The organism is Paracoccus sp. NFXS7 (assembly GCF_040148865.1).
Classification (GTDB): Bacteria; Pseudomonadota; Alphaproteobacteria; order Rhodobacterales; family Rhodobacteraceae; genus Paracoccus; species Paracoccus marcusii.
Window position 1 is genome coordinate 131,429 of sequence record NZ_JAKEKV010000001.1, and the last position, 18,904, is coordinate 150,332.

Annotated in this window: 19 protein-coding genes; 9 read left to right on the forward strand and 10 right to left on the reverse strand. The window is 68.1% G+C overall.

Going from position 1 to position 18,904, the window contains the following annotated elements; all coding sequences use genetic code 11:
- Positions 1–105: 105 nt before the first annotated feature.
- Positions 106–1,815, reverse strand: a complete 1,710-nt coding sequence (locus LZ686_RS00715; RefSeq protein WP_045999166.1) for a bifunctional sulfate adenylyltransferase/adenylylsulfate kinase — start codon at positions 1,813–1,815, stop codon at positions 106–108.
- A 194-nt stretch (positions 1,816–2,009) separates the two neighbouring features.
- On the opposite strand from LZ686_RS00715, the gene LZ686_RS00720 reads away from it, so the two are divergent.
- Positions 2,010–2,549, forward strand: coding sequence for a hypothetical protein (locus LZ686_RS00720; RefSeq protein ID WP_349546692.1), 540 nt, complete (start codon positions 2,010–2,012; stop codon positions 2,547–2,549).
- A gap of 4 nt (positions 2,550–2,553) precedes the next feature.
- On the opposite strand, the gene trxB is transcribed toward LZ686_RS00720, so the two are convergent.
- Positions 2,554–3,537, reverse strand: a complete 984-nt coding sequence (gene trxB, locus LZ686_RS00725) for a thioredoxin-disulfide reductase (RefSeq protein WP_349546693.1) — start codon at positions 3,535–3,537, stop codon at positions 2,554–2,556.
- A 156-nt stretch (positions 3,538–3,693) separates the two neighbouring features.
- On the opposite strand from trxB, the gene LZ686_RS00730 reads away from it, so the two are divergent.
- Both LZ686_RS00730 and LZ686_RS00735 read left to right on the forward strand, forming a co-directional pair.
- Positions 3,694–4,194, forward strand: a complete 501-nt coding sequence (locus LZ686_RS00730; RefSeq protein ID WP_045999164.1) for an Lrp/AsnC family transcriptional regulator — start codon at positions 3,694–3,696, stop codon at positions 4,192–4,194.
- 3 nt (positions 4,195–4,197) lie between these two features.
- A complete protein-coding gene (locus tag LZ686_RS00735) occupies positions 4,198–5,223 on the forward strand; it encodes a hypothetical protein (RefSeq protein WP_349546694.1) in 1,026 nt (341 codons plus the stop codon).
- On the opposite strand, the gene pgeF is transcribed toward LZ686_RS00735, so the two are convergent.
- From pgeF to lgt, 3 genes are read right to left on the reverse strand one after another with little or no spacing between them, the layout of a single operon-like run.
- The gene (gene pgeF / locus LZ686_RS00740) at positions 5,220–5,975 is read right to left on the reverse strand and encodes a peptidoglycan editing factor PgeF (protein WP_349546695.1); all 756 of its coding nucleotides are present in this window, start codon (positions 5,973–5,975) and stop codon (positions 5,220–5,222) included. The two genes, LZ686_RS00735 and pgeF, sit on opposite strands and share 4 nt — an antisense overlap.
- On the reverse strand, positions 5,959–7,017 hold the full coding sequence (locus LZ686_RS00745) for a class I SAM-dependent methyltransferase (RefSeq protein WP_349546696.1): 1,059 nt from the start codon (positions 7,015–7,017) through the stop codon (positions 5,959–5,961). Before LZ686_RS00745 ends, pgeF begins: the two co-directional genes overlap by 17 nt.
- Positions 7,014–7,895 carry a prolipoprotein diacylglyceryl transferase gene (gene lgt / locus LZ686_RS00750; protein WP_349546697.1) on the reverse strand — a complete coding sequence of 294 codons (882 nt, stop codon included), beginning with the start codon at positions 7,893–7,895 and terminating at the stop codon, positions 7,014–7,016. The genes LZ686_RS00745 and lgt overlap by 4 nt, the downstream gene beginning before the upstream one ends.
- Before the next feature lie 119 nt (positions 7,896–8,014).
- On the opposite strand from lgt, the gene LZ686_RS00755 reads away from it, so the two are divergent.
- Positions 8,015–8,272, forward strand: coding sequence for an accessory factor UbiK family protein (locus LZ686_RS00755; RefSeq protein WP_349546698.1), 258 nt, complete (start codon positions 8,015–8,017; stop codon positions 8,270–8,272).
- On the opposite strand, the gene LZ686_RS00760 is transcribed toward LZ686_RS00755, so the two are convergent.
- Positions 8,263–8,574 carry a DUF6476 family protein gene (locus LZ686_RS00760; RefSeq protein ID WP_045983032.1) on the reverse strand — a complete coding sequence of 104 codons (312 nt, stop codon included), beginning with the start codon at positions 8,572–8,574 and terminating at the stop codon, positions 8,263–8,265. The two genes, LZ686_RS00755 and LZ686_RS00760, sit on opposite strands and share 10 nt — an antisense overlap.
- On the opposite strand from LZ686_RS00760, the gene LZ686_RS00765 reads away from it, so the two are divergent.
- The 3 genes from LZ686_RS00765 to LZ686_RS00775 all read left to right on the forward strand — a co-directional run bounded on the left by LZ686_RS00765 (position 8,573) and on the right by LZ686_RS00775 (position 11,717).
- A complete protein-coding gene (locus tag LZ686_RS00765) occupies positions 8,573–9,595 on the forward strand; it encodes an RluA family pseudouridine synthase (RefSeq protein ID WP_349546699.1) in 1,023 nt (340 codons plus the stop codon). The two genes, LZ686_RS00760 and LZ686_RS00765, sit on opposite strands and share 2 nt — an antisense overlap.
- Positions 9,596–9,705: 110 nt before the next feature.
- A complete protein-coding gene (rpoH, locus tag LZ686_RS00770) occupies positions 9,706–10,614 on the forward strand; it encodes an RNA polymerase sigma factor RpoH (protein WP_045999157.1) in 909 nt (302 codons plus the stop codon).
- A 68-nt stretch (positions 10,615–10,682) separates the two neighbouring features.
- Entirely contained in the window at positions 10,683–11,717 is a 1,035-nt protein-coding gene (locus LZ686_RS00775) for a hypothetical protein (protein WP_349546700.1), read from the forward strand.
- Between the two features lie 7 nt (positions 11,718–11,724).
- Here the strand turns inward: LZ686_RS00775 and LZ686_RS00780 are convergent, their stop codons facing one another.
- Positions 11,725–12,549, reverse strand: coding sequence for an NAD kinase (locus LZ686_RS00780; RefSeq protein WP_349546701.1), 825 nt, complete (start codon positions 12,547–12,549; stop codon positions 11,725–11,727).
- Positions 12,550–12,665: 116 nt separating this feature from the next.
- Here LZ686_RS00780 and glyA point away from each other — a divergent pair, with 116 nt between their 5' ends.
- Both glyA and LZ686_RS00790 read left to right on the forward strand, forming a co-directional pair.
- Positions 12,666–13,961, forward strand: coding sequence for a serine hydroxymethyltransferase (gene glyA, locus LZ686_RS00785; protein ID WP_349546702.1), 1,296 nt, complete (start codon positions 12,666–12,668; stop codon positions 13,959–13,961).
- Positions 13,962–14,086: 125 nt separating this feature from the next.
- On the forward strand, positions 14,087–15,343 hold the full coding sequence (locus LZ686_RS00790; RefSeq protein WP_349546703.1) for an Nramp family divalent metal transporter: 1,257 nt from the start codon (positions 14,087–14,089) through the stop codon (positions 15,341–15,343).
- Here the strand turns inward: LZ686_RS00790 and LZ686_RS00795 are convergent.
- The 3 genes from LZ686_RS00795 to LZ686_RS00805 are packed head-to-tail and all read right to left on the reverse strand — an operon-like array spanning position 15,340 to position 18,896.
- Positions 15,340–16,122 (reverse strand): crotonase/enoyl-CoA hydratase family protein, encoded by a 783-nt coding sequence (locus tag LZ686_RS00795; protein WP_349546704.1) that lies wholly within the window; start codon positions 16,120–16,122, stop codon positions 15,340–15,342. The genes LZ686_RS00790 and LZ686_RS00795 overlap by 4 nt on opposite strands.
- Entirely contained in the window at positions 16,115–16,978 is an 864-nt protein-coding gene (locus LZ686_RS00800) for a hydroxymethylglutaryl-CoA lyase (protein WP_349546705.1), read from the reverse strand. Before LZ686_RS00800 ends, LZ686_RS00795 begins: the two co-directional genes overlap by 8 nt.
- Positions 16,971–18,896, reverse strand: coding sequence for an acetyl/propionyl/methylcrotonyl-CoA carboxylase subunit alpha (locus tag LZ686_RS00805; protein ID WP_349546706.1), 1,926 nt, complete (start codon positions 18,894–18,896; stop codon positions 16,971–16,973). The genes LZ686_RS00800 and LZ686_RS00805 overlap by 8 nt, the downstream gene beginning before the upstream one ends.
- Between the last annotated feature and the right edge of the window lie 8 nt (positions 18,897–18,904).

An 18,904-nucleotide genomic window follows, 5' to 3' on the forward strand; every position in this document is an offset into this window, starting at 1 on the left:
AACTCCGTTGACGGTCAGCGCGGAACCATCCGCAGGCGCGCAAGGTTCCGGACGCCAAACGGCCCCGGTGTCGCACCGGGGCCGTTCGTATCACTGCGGCAGGGATCAGGACAGGCCGATCAGGCCCATGCTCTCCAGCTTCAGCAGCACCTGATGCGCGGCGCTGTCCACGTCGATGTCGGTCGTGTCGACGCGCAGTTCGGGGTTGGCCGGTTCTTCATAGGGATCGGAAATCCCGGTGAACTCCTTGATCTTGCCTTCCCGCGCCAGCTTGTAGAGGCCCTTGCGGTCGCGGCGTTCACACTCCTCCAGGGGCGTGGCGACATGGACCTCGACGAAGGCGCCGCCGGCCTCGACCATCTCGCGCACGGCGCGGCGGGTCGCGGTATAGGGCGCGATCGGCGCGCAGATCGCGATGCCGCCGTTCTTGGTGATCTCGGACGCGACATAGCCGATGCGCTTGATGTTGATGTCGCGATGCTCCTTGCTGAACCCCAGCTCGGACGACAGGTGCTTGCGGACCACGTCACCGTCCAGCAGCGACACGGGACGACCGCCCATCTCCATCAGCTTGACCATCAGCGCGTTGGCGACCGTCGACTTGCCCGACCCCGACAGGCCGGTGAAGAACACGGTAAAGCCCTGGTTGGCGCGCGGGGGCGAGGTGCGGCGCAGCTGCTGCACGACCTCGGGGAAGCTGAACCATTCCGGGATGTCCAGCCCCTCGCGTAGGCGCCGGCGCAGTTCGGTGCCGCTGATGTCCAGGACGGTGCTGCCCTCGGGGATCTCGTTCGCGGGGAAATACTGCGCCTTTTCCTGCACATAGACCATGTGCTTGAAGTCGACCATCTCGACGCCGATTTCCGACTGGTGGGCCTTGAACAGCTCCTGCGCGTCATAGGGGCCATAGAAGTCCTGGCCCTGGCTGTTCTTGCCGGGTCCGGCATGGTCGCGGCCGACGATGAAGTGGGTCACGCCGTGGTTGGCCCGGATCAGGCCGTGCCATACAGCCTCGCGCGGGCCCGCCATGCGCATCGCCAGATTCAGCAACGACAGGTTGGTGGTGGCCGCCGGATACTTGTCCAGCACCGCTTCGTAGCAGCGGACGCGGGTGAAGTGGTCGACGTCGCCCGGCTTGGTCATGCCGACGACCGGATGGATCAGCAGGTTCGCCTGAGCCTCGCGGGCGGCACGGAAGGTCAGCTCCTGATGCGCGCGGTGCAGCGGGTTGCGGGTCTGGAACGCGACGACGCGGCTCCAGCCCAGCTTCTTGAACATGGTGCGCAGTTCGTTGGGCGTGTTGCGACGGGCGCGGAAATCGTAATGCGTCGGCGCCTGCAGGCCCTTGACCGGGCCGCCCAGATAGACCGGGCCCGCGACGTTGTGCAGATAGTTCACCGCCGGATGCGCCAGGTCGTCGGCGCCGAACACCTTCTCGGCCTCCAGCGCCTTGTTCGGCACCCATTTGTCGGTCAGCGACATGATCGCCAAGATCACGCCCTCCTGATCGCGCAGGGCGATATCGGTGCCCGGCTCCAGCCCTTCGGCGAACTTTTCGGACACGTCCAGCGTGATGGGCATCGGCCACAGCGCGCCCGAGGTCAGGCGCATGTCGCTAACGACGCCGTCATAGTCGGCTTGGGTCAGAAAGCCCTTCAGCGGGTTGAAGCCGCCGTTCATCAGCAGCTCCAGATCACAGATCTGGCGTGGCGTCAGGTCCCAGCTGGGCATCCGCCCGGCATCGTCTTTCAGCGCGGCGGCCGACGCCTCGGAGACATAGAGTTCGGGAATGGGGGCATGCTTGGGCAGGGTCATGGTCACGACTCGTGGGTTGCGCAGAAACGGATCAACACGCGACCCTGCGGGGATCGCGCGACTCGACGCGACGCATAGCCCCCATGAAAGCGATATTCAAGTCTGGGAAAACGCTTTTCGCTTTGGGCGTGCCGCGGGGAACCCGACCACACGCGTCACGTTGGGTCCGCGAACCGCAACGACAGGAGCGCATGATGACCGACCAGACCACCGCAAGCCAGGAAGAGCAGCGCGCCTTGTCCCAGGATGAACTGGAGCTGGCGAACCAGACTCGACAACCTGCCTTGGGCCGTTTGTCCGACAAGGAATTGTCCGATCTGGTGGGGCTGCTGCGTGTCCGTCGAAACCGCGCGCGCGACATTGCGGCCCGCCAAGGGCGCGAGGCGCGCGGAAAGGCCGGGCCCAAGGGCACAAACCCTGCGGCCGGCAACGCGGGCACGCGCAGCAAGGCCGAGTTCCTGACCGCCGCTCTGGACCGGGCGACGGCCGAACGCGAACGGCGCGAAGGCGATGCCGATCCCAGCCAGAAGGATCTGGCTGAGAAAGCTGCCGCACTGAAGGACGACGCCACCAACGCGATGATGGAGACCGGTGGACCGCTGCACCCGAACGACCCCGATGCCGATCCCGGCAAGGCCGGCCTGGCAGAGACGCAACGTGAGGCCGCACCGTCGGGTGCCTTGGATCACGCGGGCGAGTTGCCGGCCCGCGAACGCTCGCGCGAGCGGGGCTGAGCCGTCAGTAGATGACGGCAACCCGCTGCTCAGGCTCCAGCTCGACCTCGCCCTGTGCCTCGAGGAAATGCGCGGCATCCAGCGCGGCCATGCATCCCATTCCCGCGCTGGTCACAGCCTGACGATAGATGTGATCGGTCAGGTCGCCCGCCGCGAACACGCCCGGAATCGAGGTGCGCGTGCTGCCCGCCTCGACCTTGACATAACCGCCGTTGTGCAGTTCCAGCTGATCCTTGACCAGTTCGCTGGCAGGCGCATGGCCGATCGCCACGAACACGCCGTCAGCCTTGATCGTCTGCGTCGTTCCATCGACAAGGTTGCGCAGCGTGGCGCCGCTTACGCCGACCGGGGTTTCGGTGCCCGTGACCTCTGCCAGTTCGCTGTTCCAGATCACCTCGACCTTGGGATGGGCGAACAGGCGGTTCTGCAGGATCTTCTCGGCCCGCAGGCTGTCGCGGCGATGAACCAACGTCACCTTGCTGGCGAACTTGGTCAGGAACAGCGCCTCCTCGACCGCGGTGTTCCCACCGCCGATCACCACGACCTCGCGATTGCGATAGAAGAACCCGTCACAGGTGGCACAGGCACTGACGCCGAAACCCTTGAACTTCTCCTCGGACGGCAGGCCAAGCCAGCGCGCCTGCGCCCCCGTGGCAAGGATCACCGCGTCTGCGGTGACCACCCGACCGCTGTCGCACGTCGCCGTGAAGGGACGCTTCTGCAGGTCCAGCGCGGTCACAAGATCGGTCACGATTTCGGCACCCATCGCACGGGCATGGGTCTCCATCTTGCCCATCAGGTCGGGGCCTTGGATCTCGGTGTCGCCGGGCCAGTTCTCGACTTCGGTGGTGATGGTCAGCTGCCCGCCGGGCTGCATCCCCTGGATCAGCATCGGCTCCAGCATGGCGCGGGAGGCGTAGACGGCGGCGGTGTATCCCGCCGGGCCCGATCCCACGATCAAAAGTTTCACATGGCTGCGTTCGGTCATCTTGCGCCCCTTTCGCGGTTTGTGCATGAGGTAGTCCCTCATGCGCCGGACTGCAACGCATCCCCGCCACGGACCGACGTCGATAAGATTGTTGCGCCGGACGGGGCGGCATTGTAGTTTCCGGAAACGCCAAGACCTGACAGAAGAAAGACAACTATGGCCGGCGCCAAACTGGACGACATCGACCGCAAGATCCTGGCCGAACTTCAGGCCGACGGGCGCATGACCAATGTCGAACTGGCCCGCCGGGTGGGCATCTCGGCGCCGCCCTGCCTGCGCCGCGTCCGCACGCTGGAGGAGCTGGGCTATATCCGCGGATACCATGCCGACATCGACGCCCGCGAACTGGGATTCGAGGTGCAGGTGTTTGCCATGGTCCGTCTGGCGTCACAATCCGAACGCGACCTGTCGGCCTTCGAGGCATTGGTTCAGGAATGGCCGCTGGTCCGCGAATGCCACATGCTGAACGGAGAGATCGATTTCATCCTGAAATGCATCTCTCCGGACCTGTCGACCTTCCAGCGCTTCCTGACCAACAGCCTGACCGCCGCGCCGAACGTGGCATCGGTCAAGACGTCGCTGGTGATCCGGGGCGCCAAGGACGAACCCGCCGTCCCCTTCGAGATCGTCGAGGAACGCGTCCGCGAAGCAGGCTGATCCTTGCGCAGGCTGGCCCGCCTGACGCTGCTGATCTGGTCGCTGGCGACGGTCGCGGTGACGGGCTGGATGCTGTCGCAGAACCCCTTTGCCGCACCGCTTGTCGATCGCGGCCTGGATCAGGCCCGTGCGGCTCTGATGCGCGCCGTGGCCGACCGCGCGACCCCGGACTGGCTGATCCCCCGCCTGACCGCCGCGCTGGATGCAGGCGACCGCCAGCAGGTGCAGATGCTGATGGATCTGGCCCGCGATCAGGGCACGCCGCTGCCACCCGACCTGCGCGCCCGTGCCGACGCCGCGCTGGCGGTTGGCATGCTGGACACGCTGTCCGATTGCGGCACCTGCATGCGCGACGTGACCGCCTGTCCCAGCCTGTCCCTGATCGCCGCCTGCACCCTGCCGTTCGAACTGTCGCCCGCAGGCGATGCCGCCGCGCTGATCCGGCAGGGCGGCACCTGGGCTACCGGAGGCGACCCCGACGGCATCGAGGCTGCGCTGGCGACCCTAGGCCTTGCCGCGACTGCCGGCACCTTGGTCACGGCGGGCAGCAGCCTGTCGATCAAGGGTGCCGCCACCACACTGCGCGTCGCGCGTCGCGCCGATGCGTTGTCACCCGGCATGACGCGGGCCCTGTCCACCGCGGCGCGCAGCCCCGCGCCTGCCCGGGCCCTGTCCGGCATCGCCGGTGATCTGCGGACGATCGGGCGACAGGCCTCGGTTCCCGAACTGCTGCCGATCCTGCGGCTGGCCGACGATCCGGACGACCTGCGCCGCCTTGCGCGTCTGTCAGAAGCCGCGGGGCCGGACACCACCCGCGTCCTGACAGTGCTGGGCAAATCCGACAGCCTGCGCCTGATGCGGCGCCTGGCCGACGCCGCCATGGCCGCAGCCGCCCTGATCGCGTTGGTCCTGGGACAGATGGCGGCGTTGCTGGGCGCCGGGGTTCAGATGGCCCTGCGCCGCGGCTTGCGCCCGAACCCTGCGCGGCGGATGCCGCCTCCGCTGCGTTCAGTTGCGTTCGGGGGCTAGAGCGAGATGGCGCTGATCAGCCGACCGTAATCGGCCTGGCCCTCATGCATGGACCGGCGATAGCTGAAAAAGCGGTCGGGGTCGGAATAGGTGCAGTGCCGCGACCATTCCGCCTGCACGCCAGCCGCGCGCAGCCGTGACAGCCCGAACGCCGGCAGGTCGAACATCGGCCGACCATTCGGACCGCCGGAAAAGAACCGGTCATTGGCAGTATCGTCGGCCAGAAACTCATCCATGAATTCGGGACTGACCTCATAGGCGCGCTGGCTGATCGTGGGGCCGATCACCGCGCGGATGTCGGTCGCACCCAGATCGCGCATGGCGGCCACCGTCGCCTCGATCACGCCGGCGATGGCGCCGCGCCACCCGGCGTGACAGGCGCCGACGACGCCGGCCGCGGCATCGGCCAGCAGCACGGGCTGGCAATCGGCGGTCAGCACGGCCAAGGCCACGTCGCGCCGGGCGGTGACCAGCCCGTCGGCCTTGATGTCCTTGACCACATCGACATCGTGATCGTCCGTCAAGGTGACCACGTCCGCCGAATGGATCTGCTTGACGGTGGCCAGCGGCAGGCCCATCGCGCCCGCAACGCGGGCCCGGTTGACCAGCACCATCTCGCTTTGGTCCGAAGACCGCCGCCCACAGTTCAGACCTGCGAACAGCCCGGAGGATGCCCCACCCTTTCGCGTAAAGAATCCGTGCTTTACGTCGGAAAGCAACGGGTGGGTCAGGATCTCAAGCGTGGTCTGCATGGGCCTCCAGCGCGACAAATCCGGGGACGGGCGGCGCGCCCTTGGGCCAGATCGCGATTACCTTGAACAAGTGACCCATTTCGTCGGGGTGGGTCAAGCGCCGAAGCGCGGCCATCGCGCTCCCGTCACCCGCAGCGGCAAGCCGGGCTGCCCGTGCCTCGGCCCCCAGGGCGCGCAGCCAATCGCCCTGCCGCACGGGACGCGACGCCACCGCCCCGCCCCGGATGGCCGCGGCGGCCAAGGGTGCGAAATCAACATGCGCCGTCAGGTCGGCCTGCCCCGGATGCGCCAGCGGATCTTCGCGAGCATGGTTGCGCAGGGCCTGAAACGTGTCGCCGAACCCGTTCCACTCGCCATAATCGATCAGGATCGCGCAGCCGCCATGGGTCGCGATGTGGCGGGCAGCGGCCTCGACAAAGGCCGCGCCTTCGGGACATTCCTCGACGATGTCGCCCACGGACCCCGTCCGGGCCAGCGGCACGACGGGGCCAAGCCCCATGCGCAGACCATCATCCGACAGCCCGACCAGACGCTCCCTCCACCCATCGTCGGTCCGCTGGTACTGACGAATTGGGAGGGCATCGATGAACTCGTTTCCGATCAGGAATAGTGGTTTGGATCCTATATCCTCGATCCGTTCGAGATGCGTGACGGGTCCGAGACGATCGCGCTGAACGCCGCGCAGATGCGGCGAGGCCTCGATCAGGGCGACGTCGGCGGCCTGGTGCAGGCCGGGCACCTGCCGCATCGCACGCAGCATGTCGGCCATCAGCGTCCCGCGCCCCGGTCCCGGCTCGACCAAGGCGAACGGGGCCGGGGCACCCTGGTCCAGCCATGCCTGCGCCAGCGCAAGGCCGCACAGTTCGCCGAACATCTGGTGGATCTCCGGCGCGGTCGTGAAATCACCTGCGGTGCCGAAGGGATCGCGCGTCGCGTAATAGCCGTGACGACTGTCCATCAGGCAGACCTGCATGTACTCGGCCAGGCTGATCGGCCCCGTCGCGCGGATGCGCGCCGCGATGATCGCGGCCAGCGGCGTCATGCGGCGACGGGCGGGCGGCGCCGCGCACAAGCCACCAGCGCCAGCCCGATCAGGACCATCGGCAGCGACAGCGTCTGCCCCATCGTCAGGCCGATCACAGGGCCGCCCAGGACGTGGCCAAGCGGGTTGTCCGGCGTGATGAACTGGGCATCGGCGACGCGGAACAGTTCGACGAACATGCGCGCAAGCCCATAGCCGGCAAGGAAAACCCCGAACGCAAGGCCCGGACGGCGCAGCCCTCCGGCGCGAACCAGGACCAGCAGGATCAGCCCCAACAGCAGGCCCTCAAGTCCCGCCTCGTACAGCTGGCTGGGGTGGCGGGCGCAGGGTCCGACGATGCCGGGACAGGTCTGCGCCGCCTCACCGGGAAAGACCACGCCCCACGGCAGGTCGGTGGGGCGGCCCCACAGTTCGGCGTTGATGAAGTTGGCGATGCGCCCGAAGAAGATGCCGATCGGCGCCACGACGGCCATCGCGTCGGCCAGCCGCAGGACGGGCACGCCCTGGCTGCGCGACCAGGCCCAGGTCGCCACTATCACGCCGGCAAAGCCGCCGTGAAAGCTCATCCCGCCCTGCCAGACCTGCAGGATTTGCCCGGGGTTCGACAGATAGTAGGCGGGCTCGTAGAACAGCACGAACCCCAGACGCCCGCCCAGGATCACCCCCAGGATGACCCAGGTCAGCAGGTCGTCGACCCGGTCGGGCGCGGTGGGCGGGGTGCCGCCCCACAGCGCGGGACGGCGCATCATCGCGACGATCAGCCGCCAGCCCAGGATCAGGCCGGCCAGATAGGCCAGCGCATACCAGCGCAGCGAGAACGAGAACCCGCCCAGGGTGATCGTGAAGATTTCGGGGGCGATGTCGGGAAACGGGATCATGGGGCCTCGGGTCTGCGATTTGCCGCGCACGCTAGTCGCCAAAGCCGCACTGTCAACATTGAACCCGGGACCGCACCGGACCATATAGGACGCAACGCAAGACAGAAGGGCACCGCCAGATGACCACCCAGAACCGTTTCTTCGACGACATGTCCAAGCTGATGACCAACGCGATGGGCGTGGCCCAAGGCGCCCGCAGCGAGGCCGAGACGGCCATGAAGGGCTGGATCGACCGCTGGCTGGCCGACCGCGACTTTGTCACCCGCGAGGAGTTCGAGGCCGTGCGCGAGATGGCGATCAAGGCCCGCACCGAGAATGCCGAACTGAAGGCCCGGTTGGACGCCCTGTCCGCCGGTGCCGCCAAGCCTCAGGGCTGAAGCGCCGTCTGCCCCATCAGCGTTCCCGCGCGGTCATAGACCAGCACCCGGTCGTCCGTCGTCAGCACGACGATCCGATCGGTCGCAAAGGTCACCGCGCGGGTTTGCGCATCCTGAGGCAGCGTGATCGCATCGGGCAGTTCGGGCAGCACGGGCTGGTTCAGCCGCACCCACAGCAGCGCCACGACCGCGATCATCCCCACCCCCATGACCAGCGTCAGCCCCGTCACCAGCGTCTTCAGAAAGCGCAGTTCCGGGACGGCTTTCGCCGCCACCTTCCAATCGGTATCATCCTGCGCCATGTCGATCCTTTCCGTGACCATTCCGGCCAACCCGCCCGACCGACTTGATAAGGCGCTTGCCATGGCGGTGCCAGAGGATGCGGCCCTGTCGCGGTCGCGCCTGGCGCGGCTGATCGCCGACGGTGCTGTAAGCGGTCCGGACGGCCCCGTACGCGACGTCAAGGCGCGCGTCGCCGAGGGTCAGGAATACCGCATCGCCCTGGCCCCGCCCGAGCCTGTCGAGACGCGGGCCGAGGCCATTCCGCTGGTCATCGCGCATGAGGATGATGACCTGATCGTGATCGACAAGCCCGCCGGGATGGTCGTCCATCCCGCCCCGGGCAGCCCCACCGGCACGCTGGTCAATGCGCTGCTGGCGCATTGCGGCGATTCGCTGTCGGGCATCGGGGGCGAAAAGCGCCCCGGCATCGTGCACCGCATCGACAAGGACACGTCGGGCCTGCTGGTCGTCGCCAAGTCGGACCGCGCGCATCACGGCCTTGCCGCCCAGTTCGAGGCGCATACAGCCAACCGGCGCTATCTTGCGCTGGCGCACGGGGCGATCGACGCGGCCGATCCGCGTCTGCGTGGCACGCCCGGAGTCTCGTTCGAGGAAGGGCTGGTACTGCGGATCGCCACGCACCTATCGCGCCACCCGACCGACCGCCAACGTCAGGCGGTCTTTGCCGACAAGGGCCGTCACGCCGTGACCCGCGCGCGGCTGCTGGAACGGTTCGGCACGCCGCCTTCGGCCATGCTTGTGGAGTGCCGGCTGGAAACGGGGCGCACCCACCAGATCCGGGTGCACATGGCCCATTGCGGGCTGGGGCTGATCGGCGATCCGGTCTATGGCGGATCGCGACGTGCCTCTGCCAAGGCGCTTGGCACCGCTGCGGCAGCGGTCCAGGCGTTTTCCCGACAGGCGTTACACGCCGCGCATCTAGGGTTCGTCCATCCGGTCACCGGGGTCGAGATGGCGTTCGACAGTCCCCTGCCCCACGACATGCAGGCCCTTCTGGACGCCCTTCGCACCGCCCCTTGACGAAAGCGTGAGCCGACCACACATGACAATGCCCGCGCGGATGCGGCATTCTGTCCCGGAACCGGGCTGTTCGACGCTGCGTTAACTGGTCTCTGCGAAAGGCGAACATCATGGCGACTTATGGAAATCTTCCCGCCCCAAGCCCGGAACAGGGTCTGAACCGCTATCTGCAGGAGATCCGCAAGTTTCCGCTGCTAGAACCCGAACAGGAATACATGCTGGCCAAGGCATGGGCCGACCATGAGGACAGCGATGCCGCGCATCAGCTGGTCACCAGTCACCTGCGTCTGGCCGCCAAGATCGCGATGGGCTATCGCGGCTATGGCCTGCCACAGGCAGAGGTAATCAGCGAGGCGAATGTCGGCCTGATGCAGGCGGTCAAGCGGTTTGACCCGGAACGTGGCTTCCGCCTTGCGACCTACGCGATGTGGTGGATCCGTGCCTCGATCCAGGAGTATATCCTGCGGTCCTGGTCCCTGGTCAAGATGGGCACCACAAGCGCGCAGAAGAAGCTGTTCTTCAACCTCCGCAAGGCGAAATCCAAGATCGGCGCCCTGGAGGAAGGCGATCTTCGTCCCGAGAACGTTGCCCAGATCGCCACCGAACTGAACGTCACCGAAAAGGAAGTCGTCGACATGAACCGCCGGCTTTCCGGTGGTGACGCCTCGTTGAATGCGCAGGTCGGGTCGGGCGATGGCGAATCGTCGGCGCAGTGGCAGGACTGGCTGGAGGACACGAACGCCAACCAGGCCGAAGCCTATGCGGAATCCGAGGAGCTGGACACCCGACGCCAGATGCTGATTGACGCGATGGATGCGCTCAACGAGCGTGAGAAGGACATCCTGATGGAGCGTCGCCTGCGCGACGATCCCATGACGCTGGAGGATCTGTCCAGCCGCTACAGCGTATCGCGCGAACGCATCCGCCAGATCGAGGTGCGCGCGTTCGAGAAGCTGCAGGAACGGATGCGCACCCTGGCCCGTGACAAGGGCATGCGGATCGCCGATACGGTCGAGTGACCCGCGCCGCATTGACGCAACGCGGCGCGTCGCTATGGTCTGGGCACCCTGCAGGACGACCCTAGACCATGCCCGCCCCCGTGACTGCCCTGACTGAATTCCAGCGCCTTGAGGCGCAGGGCTCGTGGCGCGAGACGCCCGAATCACGGCTGCGCGAGGTCATCGTCTCGGTGGGCGCCGCGACGCTGACGATGATGGACCCGAAATCGGACCGGCCTCTGTCGCACTGGTCGCTGCCTGCGGTGACGCGGATAAATCCGGGTCAACTGCCCGCGATCTATACCCCGAACGGTCAGGCACCCGACGAGACCGTCGAGATCGATGATCCGCTGATGATCGAGGGGATCGAACGCGTCCAACGGGCCATCGCCATTCACCGTGCCGTGCCGGGCCGCCTGCGGGGCGTCGTCACGGTGCTGGGCGCGGTCGCCATGCTGGCTGCCCTGACATTCTGGCTGCCCGACGCGCTGATCCGCCACGCGGCCCGGATCGCTCCCCCTGCGCAGGCGCGCACGATCGGTTTGGCCGTGCTGGCCGATCTGGAGCACAGCGCCGGTGCCGTCTGCCGTCGGCGGTCGGGCCAGCAGGTGCTGGACTGGATCGCACCCCAGCTGATCGGCGACCAGGCCCTGGTGCAGGTCGTGCCCGCGCCGCTGAACGGGGCGCGTCGCCTGCCGGGTGATCTTTACGTGCTGGGCAACGACCTGCTGGCCACCACCCCCGGGCCCGAAGCCTCTGCCGGTCACCTGATCGCCGCCCGTCTGGCGGTCGAGGACAAGCAGGCGACGCTGGATGCGCTGCGGCATGCGGGGCTGATGAACTCACTGCGCCTGATGACGCTTGGGACGCTGTCGCGCGACGCGATGCAGGGCTATGGAGAGACGCTGCTGTCGCAGTCTTTGCCCCGGCCCGACCTGGCCGCCCTGCCGCCGGCCTTTGCAGAACGCGGGCTGTCGACCGAACCCTATGCGCGCAGCATCGATCCGACCGGCGCCGCCGTCCTGCCACTGATCGAGGCCGACCCCATCCGTCAGGGAACCACGCCTGCCCGCCTGCTGACCGACGAACAGTGGCTGGCGCTGCAGCAGATCTGCGCGGGCTGACGCCCCCTTAGACGAACTGTTCGCGCAGCAGGCGTTCGTCCAGCCCGTGGCCCGGATCGAACAGCAGGCGGTGACGGATGTCGTCGGCACTGCGGATTTCGACCTGCGTCACGTGGCGGACAGAACGGCTGTCGGCATCGGCCATGACGGGGCGGCGGTCGGCGTTCAGCACCTCGATCACCACGGATGCACCCTTGGGCAGAAGCGCCCCCCGCCAGCGGCGCGGACGGAAAGGCGCGATGGCGGTCAGGGCCAGCACCTCCGACCCGATCGGCAGGATCGGCCCGTGCGCGGAGTAGTTGTAGGCCGTGGATCCCGCCGGGGTGGAGACCAGCGCACCGTCGCAGACCAGCTCCTCCATCCGCAATCGCCCGTCGACATGGATGCGCAGCTTGGCGGCCTGCGGCCCCTCGCGCAGCAGGCTGACCTCGTTGATCGCCAGGGCCTCGGTGCAGGTGCCGTCGGCACAGGTGGCGCGCATGCGCAGCGGGTTGATGACGGTCTCCTCGGCCAGGGCAAGGCGGTCGGTCAGGTCCTCCTCGGCATAGGCGTTCATCAGGAACCCCACCGTGCCACGGTTCATGCCATAGACGGGCAGCCCCCGACCCTGCGTCGCGTGCAGGGTCTGCAGCATGAACCCGTCCCCGCCCAGGGCCACCACGACGTCGGCCTCCGCCAGCGGGGCCTGGCCATAGCGCGCCGTCAGCACGGACAGGGCCGCCCGGGCGGTATCGGCGTGGCTTGCGGTGAAATGCACGTTGCGCGTCATCGGCCGTCCTGTCCCCTGATGGACCCGCACCATCACGCGCGACAGACATGATGACAAGCGCATTCCGCAGCGCGTCGCAACGGGCGGGATGCGGGTCGTTTTGTCACTTTCGGCATGCGCGACGTTGCGTTAAAAGACGCAAACTCAAGCCGCCCCAGCCCAAAAAGGACGAAAGACCGATGAACGCACCGACCCGCGACAACGGCTTCTTCACCGAAACCCTGGCCAGCCGTGACCCCGACATTGCCAAGGCGATCACCCAGGAACTGGGTCGCCAGCGCGACGAGATCGAGCTGATCGCCTCCGAGAACATCGTCAGCCGCGCCGTGATGGAGGCTCAGGGGTCCGTCCTGACCAACAAGTATGCCGAGGGCTATCCGGGCAAGCGCTATTACGGCGGCTGCCAGTATGTCGACATCGCCGAGAACCTGGCGATCGAGCGTGCCAAGCAGCTGTTCGGCTGCGAATACGCCAACGTCCAGCCCAACAGCGGCAGCCAGATGAACCAGGCCGTGTTCCTGGCGCTGCTGCAGCCGGGCGACACGTTCATGGGCCTGGACCTGAATTCGGGCGGTCACCTGACGCACGGATCGCCGGTCAACATGTCGGGCAAGTGGTTCAACGTCGTCAGCTATGGCGTGCGTGCGCAGGACCATCAGCTGGACATGGACGCGATCGCCGAAAGCGCCCGCCAGCACAAGCCCAAGCTGATCATCGCGGGCGGCACGGCCTACAGCCGCAGCTGGGACTGGGCCGCCTTCCGCGCCATCGCGGATGAGGTCGGCGCCTATCTGATGGTCGACATGGCGCATATCGCGGGCCTGGTCGCGGGCGGCGCGCATGCCTCGCCCGTGCCGCACGCGCATGTCGTGACCTCGACCACGCACAAGTCGCTGCGCGGTCCCCGGGGCGGCCTGATCCTGACCAACGACGCGGACATCGCCAAGAAGATCAACAGCGCCGTGTTCCCCGGCCTGCAGGGCGGCCCGCTGATGCACGTGATCGCCGCCAAGGCCGTGGCCTTTGGCGAGGCGCTGCGCCCCGAGTTCAAGACCTATGCCCAGCAGGTCGTCAAGAACGCCGCCGCCATGGCGGACGAGCTGATGAAGGGCGGCATCGACATCGTGTCGGGCGGCACCGACAACCACCTGTGCCTGGCCGACCTGCGCCCCAAGGGCGTGACCGGCAAGGCGACCGAGGCCGCCTTGGGCCGTGCGCACATCACCTGCAACAAGAACGGCGTGCCGTTCGACCCTGAGAAGCCGTTCGTGACCTCGGGCATCCGTCTTGGCGCGCCCGCAGGCACCACCCGCGGCTTTGCCGAGCCCGAGTTCCGCCAGATCGCCCGCTGGATCGTCGAGGTCGTCGACGGCCTGGCCGCCAATGGCGAGGACGGCAATGCCGCGGTCGAGGACAAGGTCCGCGCCGAGGTCAGCCAGCTCTGCGCCCGCTTCCCGCTGTACCAGGGCATGTGATCGCCGGACATCAGTGACTTGTACGCCCCGCCGCGCCCCCGCGCGGCGGGGTTTTCCGTTTGTGCCATTTGCGCATCCTGCAGTTTCGCGTCATGGTTTGCGCGGACATTTAGGGATGAGGACAGATGACACCACCCAATCGCCCCCAGGCCGAACCGCGCTGGAGCCTGGTCGGCCCCGGCCTGGTCGTGGCTGCAACCGGCGTCGGCGCGGCCGACCTGATCGCCACGACTGTCGCGGGCAGCAAATACGGCTATGCCCTGCTGTGGGCCGTCGTTGCGGGCTGCATCATGAAGATCGTGCTGGTCGAGGGTGCGGGCCGCTACAGCCTGGCCACCGGCAACACCATCTTCGAAGGATGGAGCACGCTTGGCAAATGGACCAGCTGGTATTTCGGCCCCTACATCGTGATCTGGGGCTTTGTCTATGGCGCGGCGGCGATGGCCGGAACGGGGCTGGCGCTGACCTCGCTGATGCCATTCCTGGGCGTTCCGGCCTGGGGCATCCTGTCGGGCCTGTTGGGCCTGGCGCTGGTCTGGTCGGGCCGCTACGACCTGTTCGAACGGGTGCTGACCGCAATGGTCATCCTGATGTTCATCGCCATGGTCCTGGCCGCCGCAGCCACCCTGCCCAACCTTGGCGAGGTCCTGACCGGCCTTGCCCCGATGATCCCGGATGGCGCGATGATCAACGTCCTGTCCGTCGCGGGCGGCGTCGGCGGCACGATCACGCTGGCGGCCTATGGCTACTGGCTGCGCGAGAAGGGCTGGGACAGCCCGAGCTTCATGTCGGTCATGCGCATCGACAACGCGGTCGCCTATCTGGTGACCGGCCTGTTCGTCGTGGCGACGCTCATCGTGGGGGCGGAACTGCTCTACTCTGCGGGCATCGCCATCGGCGGCGGTGATCAGGGCATGGTCGACCTGTCCCGCGTCCTGGGTGAGCGCTATGGACCCTGGCTCAGCAAGCTGTTCCTGATCGGGTTCTTCGCGGCATCGTTCAGCTCGCTGATCGGGGTGTGGAACGGGGTCAGCCTGATGTTTGCGGACTTCATGGGCCATGTGCAGGGCAAGCCGCACGCCCATCCCGACCGCCTGGCCGGAGGCCGCTACTATCGCGCCTACATCGTCTGGCTGACCATCCCGCCCATGGCGATGCTGTTCCTGGGCCAGCCGGTGCTGCTGATCCTGGCTTACGGCGTGCTGGGCGCGCTGTTCATGCCGTTCATGTCGGTCACGCTGCTGTGGATCCTGAACACCGACCGCGTACCCGCCGAATGGCGCAACAAGCCTCTGACCAACATCCTGCTGGTCATCTGCACGCTGGCCTTTGCTGCGCTGGCCGTCGATCAGCTGCGCAGCTCGATCATGCGGCTGTTCTAGGATTGCCAAGCCGGCTTGCGCTTCTCGAAGAAGGCCGAGATCCCCTCGGGGGCCTCGGCGCCCTGCCAGACGGCGACCAGGCGGTCGATGCTGTCTTCGATGACGGCGGCGTCGATGCGCGGACCAAGCGCGCGGCACTGCGCCTTGGCCGCCGCGACCGCCCCCGGTGCCGCCTGCAGGAAGGGGGCCACCTCGGCCTCCACCGCCGCATCCAGATCCGCCACTGCGACCCGGCGCGACACCAGGTTCAGGTCCACGGCCTCCCCGGCATCGAACAGGCGCGCCGAAAAGAACACCCGCCGCGCCGCGGGCTCGCCCATGCGGGCCAGCACATAGGGTCCGATGGTCGCGGGGATCAGGCCCAGCCTGACCTCAGTCAGCCCGAACCGCGCCGTGTCGGCGGCCACGACGATGTCGCTGACCGCCATCATGCCCACGCCCCCGCCAAAGGCATTGCCCTGAACCCGTGCGATCAGCGGCTTGGGCAGCAGGTTCAGCGCCGAGAGCATCCCGGCCAGCGCTTGCGCCCCCTCGCGCCGCGTGGCGTCATCCGCGGCCATCTGCTCGCGCATCCAGCCCAGATCGCCGCCCGCGCAGAAGCTGCCGCCCTCGGCCGCCAGGATCACGACGCGCACGGCCGGGTCCGCACCCAGATCGGCGGCGGCCTGGGTCAGTTCGTCCATCATCTGGCGGGACAGGGCGTTGTGCTTTTCCGCACGCGTCAGCCACAGGGTCGCCACGCCACAGTCGTCGCGGTCGATGCGGATGGTCTCAGGCATCGGGGGCCTCCCTCAGGGCGCGGGCCATGGCGGCGGCGCGGGTGATGATGTCCATGTCCAGGCCATGCGCAAAACCGCGCGCGTCCAGGTGCCGGGCCAGCGCCTCGGTCGCGACATTGCCAGCGGCGCCCGGCGCATAGGGGCAGCCGCCCAAGCCGCCGACCGCGGCGTCGAAGACCCGCAACCCGCGCTCCAGGCTGACATCCACATTCTGCAGCGCCCGCCCGGCGGTGTCGTGGTAATGCCCGGCCAGACGGTCGGCGGGCAGTTCCTCCAGCACGGCGGCCAGCATGGCGTCGATGGTTTCGGGGCGGCCCTGCCCGATCGTGTCGCCCAGGCTGATCTGCTGACAGCCCATGTCGCGCAGGGCTGCCGCCACGCGGGCCACGGCGGCCGGCGCCACCGGCCCGTCGAACGGGCAGTCGGTCACCACGCTGACATAGCCGCGCAGGGTGACGCCATCGGCCTGCGCCTGCGCCGCCACGGGGGCCATCCGCGTCAGGCTGTCGGCGATGCTGGCGTTCAGGTTTGCCCGGCTGAACCCCTCCGAGGCGCTGGCAAAGACCGCGACCGTGTCGGCCCGTACCGCCCGCGCCGCCTGATAGCCGCGCAGGTTCGGCGTCAGCACCGCATAGCGCGTGCCGGGGCGGCGGGTGATGCCCGCCATGACCTCGGCCCCGTCCGCCATCTGCGGCACCCAGGCCGCGGGGACGAAACTGGTGACCTCGATATCCGCAAAGCCCGCCTGGCTCAGCAGGTCGACCAGGGCGATCTTGTCGGCGGTGGGGATCAGCCGCTTCTCGTTCTGCAAGCCGTCGCGGGGGCCCATCTCGAAGATCTGGACGCGCTCAGCCATCGACTGGCTCCAGCCGGATCAGGGGTGCGCCGGCCTCGACCTGATCGCCGGCCTGGGCCAGAACCTCGGCCACCACGCCATCGGCGGCGGCGGTCAGGCTGTGCTCCATCTTCATGGCCTCCAGCACGGCCAGCCGGTCGCCCGCGGCGACGGCCTGTCCCGCCGTCACATGGACCGCCTTGACCAGCCCCGGCATGGGCGACCGTGTTACCCCGTCCCCCGCCCCGTCGGCCGCCTTGCGCGCCAGCGGGTCCAGCGGGGTCAGGTGCACCACGCGGCCGCCAAAGACGCCGACGCCCGCCGGGTGAACCACGACGCGGTGGCGGCAGGGCTGCCCGTCCACCCACCAGCGCCCCGACTGCCAGCGCACCTCATGCGCGCGGTCCAGCGTGACGCGCGCCGCACCCGGCCCGGTCACCTCAAGAACCGCCTGACCGCCCTCCCACGCGATGGTGCGGCGCAGCGGCTGCCACAGGGTCGCGCCGCCGCGAATGTCGGGATCGGCCAGACCGGCCAGCCCGATGACGCCCAGAACCAAGGCGGCGCGGTCCTCGGCCCCGCCGTCCAGCAGAGACGGCAGGTCGCGGGCGATCAGGCCCGTGTCGACCTCGCCACGCTTGAACCCGGCATGCCGGGTCAGCGCGATCAGAAAGTCCAGGTTCGTGACCGAACCCGCAACCTCGGTATCGACCAGCGCCTGTTCCAGCGCCCGCAGCGCAATGGCGCGGGTGGCGCCATAGGTCACGACCTTGGCGATCATCGGGTCGTACCACGGGCTGATCGCGTCGCCAGGACGCACGCCGGTCTCGATCCGGGCGTGATCGGCAAAGCGCAGATGCGCCAGTCGCCCGGTCGCGGGCAGAAAGCCCGCCGGCACGTCCTCGGCGTAAAGCCGCGCCTCGAAGGCGTGGCCGGCCAGAGCGATGTCCTCTTGCCGCGCGGGCAGGGTCTCTCCGCTGGCCACGCGCAGCTGCCATTCGACCAGATCGATGCCGGTCACGGCCTCGGTCACGGGGTGTTCGACCTGCAGGCGGGTGTTCATCTCCATGAACCAGAACCCGTCGGGCCGCAGCCCGTCCGCGCCGTCCACGATGAACTCGATCGTGCCCGCCCCGGCATAGCCGATGGCCTCGGCCGCGCGCACTGCGGCACCGCCCATCGCAGCCCGCATCTCGGGCGTCATGCCGGGGGCCGGGGCCTCCTCGATGACCTTCTGGTGGCGGCGCTGCAGACTGCAGTCGCGTTCATAGAGATGCACGGCGCGGGCGCCGTCGCCGAAGACCTGCACCTCGATATGGCGCGGCTGCAGGATGTATTTTTCGATCAGCACGGCGGGGTTGCCGAAGGCGCCCTGCGCCTCGGACCGCGCGCTTTCCAGCGCGTCGGCAAAGGCGGCGGGGTCGTCCACGCGCCGCATGCCCTTGCCGCCGCCCCCCGCCACGGCCTTGATCAGCACCGGGTAGCCGATCCGCGCGGCCTCCGCCGCCAGATGGTCCGGGTCCTGATCCGCGCCGTGATAGCCGGGCACGACCGGCACGCCCGCCTTCTCCATCAGCGCCTTGGCCGCGTCCTTGAGGCCCATCGCCCGGATCGCCGCCGCCGACGGCCCGATGAAGACCAGCCCCGCCGCCACCACCGCGTCGACGAAGTCGGGGTTCTCGGACAGGAAGCCATAGCCCGGATGGATCGCCTGCGCGCCGGTGGCCTGGGCCGCCGCGATGACCCTGTCGCCCCGCAGATAGCTGTCGGCGGGCGCGGGCCCGCCCAGATGCACGGCCTCATCGGCCATCTGGACGTGCCGCGCATCGCGGTCGGCGTCGGAATAGACCGCGACCGTCGCTACGCCCAAGCGGCGGCAGGTGTCGATGACGCGGCAGGCGATCTCGCCCCGGTTGGCGATCAGGATCTTGTCGAACATGTCGTGCC

Coding starts and splice junctions, on each gene's coding strand:
- LZ686_RS00715 (WP_045999166.1), bottom strand. CDS start 1,815: ATGACCCTGCCCAAGCATGCCCCCATTCCCGAACTCTATGTCTCCGAG.
- LZ686_RS00720 (WP_349546692.1), top strand. CDS start 2,010: ATGACCGACCAGACCACCGCAAGCCAGGAAGAGCAGCGCGCCTTGTCC.
- trxB (WP_349546693.1), bottom strand. CDS start 3,537: ATGACCGAACGCAGCCATGTGAAACTTTTGATCGTGGGATCGGGCCCG.
- LZ686_RS00730 (WP_045999164.1), top strand. CDS start 3,694: ATGGCCGGCGCCAAACTGGACGACATCGACCGCAAGATCCTGGCCGAA.
- pgeF (WP_349546695.1), bottom strand. CDS start 5,975: ATGCAGACCACGCTTGAGATCCTGACCCACCCGTTGCTTTCCGACGTA.
- LZ686_RS00745 (WP_349546696.1), bottom strand. CDS start 7,017: ATGACGCCGCTGGCCGCGATCATCGCGGCGCGCATCCGCGCGACGGGG.
- lgt (WP_349546697.1), bottom strand. CDS start 7,895: ATGATCCCGTTTCCCGACATCGCCCCCGAAATCTTCACGATCACCCTG.
- LZ686_RS00755 (WP_349546698.1), top strand. CDS start 8,015: ATGACCACCCAGAACCGTTTCTTCGACGACATGTCCAAGCTGATGACC.
- LZ686_RS00765 (WP_349546699.1), top strand. CDS start 8,573: ATGTCGATCCTTTCCGTGACCATTCCGGCCAACCCGCCCGACCGACTT.
- LZ686_RS00760 (WP_045983032.1), bottom strand. CDS start 8,574: ATGGCGCAGGATGATACCGATTGGAAGGTGGCGGCGAAAGCCGTCCCG.
- rpoH (WP_045999157.1), top strand. CDS start 9,706: ATGGCGACTTATGGAAATCTTCCCGCCCCAAGCCCGGAACAGGGTCTG.
- LZ686_RS00775 (WP_349546700.1), top strand. CDS start 10,683: ATGCCCGCCCCCGTGACTGCCCTGACTGAATTCCAGCGCCTTGAGGCG.
- LZ686_RS00780 (WP_349546701.1), bottom strand. CDS start 12,549: ATGCGCTTGTCATCATGTCTGTCGCGCGTGATGGTGCGGGTCCATCAG.
- glyA (WP_349546702.1), top strand. CDS start 12,666: ATGAACGCACCGACCCGCGACAACGGCTTCTTCACCGAAACCCTGGCC.
- LZ686_RS00790 (WP_349546703.1), top strand. CDS start 14,087: ATGACACCACCCAATCGCCCCCAGGCCGAACCGCGCTGGAGCCTGGTC.
- LZ686_RS00795 (WP_349546704.1), bottom strand. CDS start 16,122: ATGCCTGAGACCATCCGCATCGACCGCGACGACTGTGGCGTGGCGACC.
- LZ686_RS00800 (WP_349546705.1), bottom strand. CDS start 16,978: ATGGCTGAGCGCGTCCAGATCTTCGAGATGGGCCCCCGCGACGGCTTG.
- LZ686_RS00805 (WP_349546706.1), bottom strand. CDS start 18,896: ATGTTCGACAAGATCCTGATCGCCAACCGGGGCGAGATCGCCTGCCGC.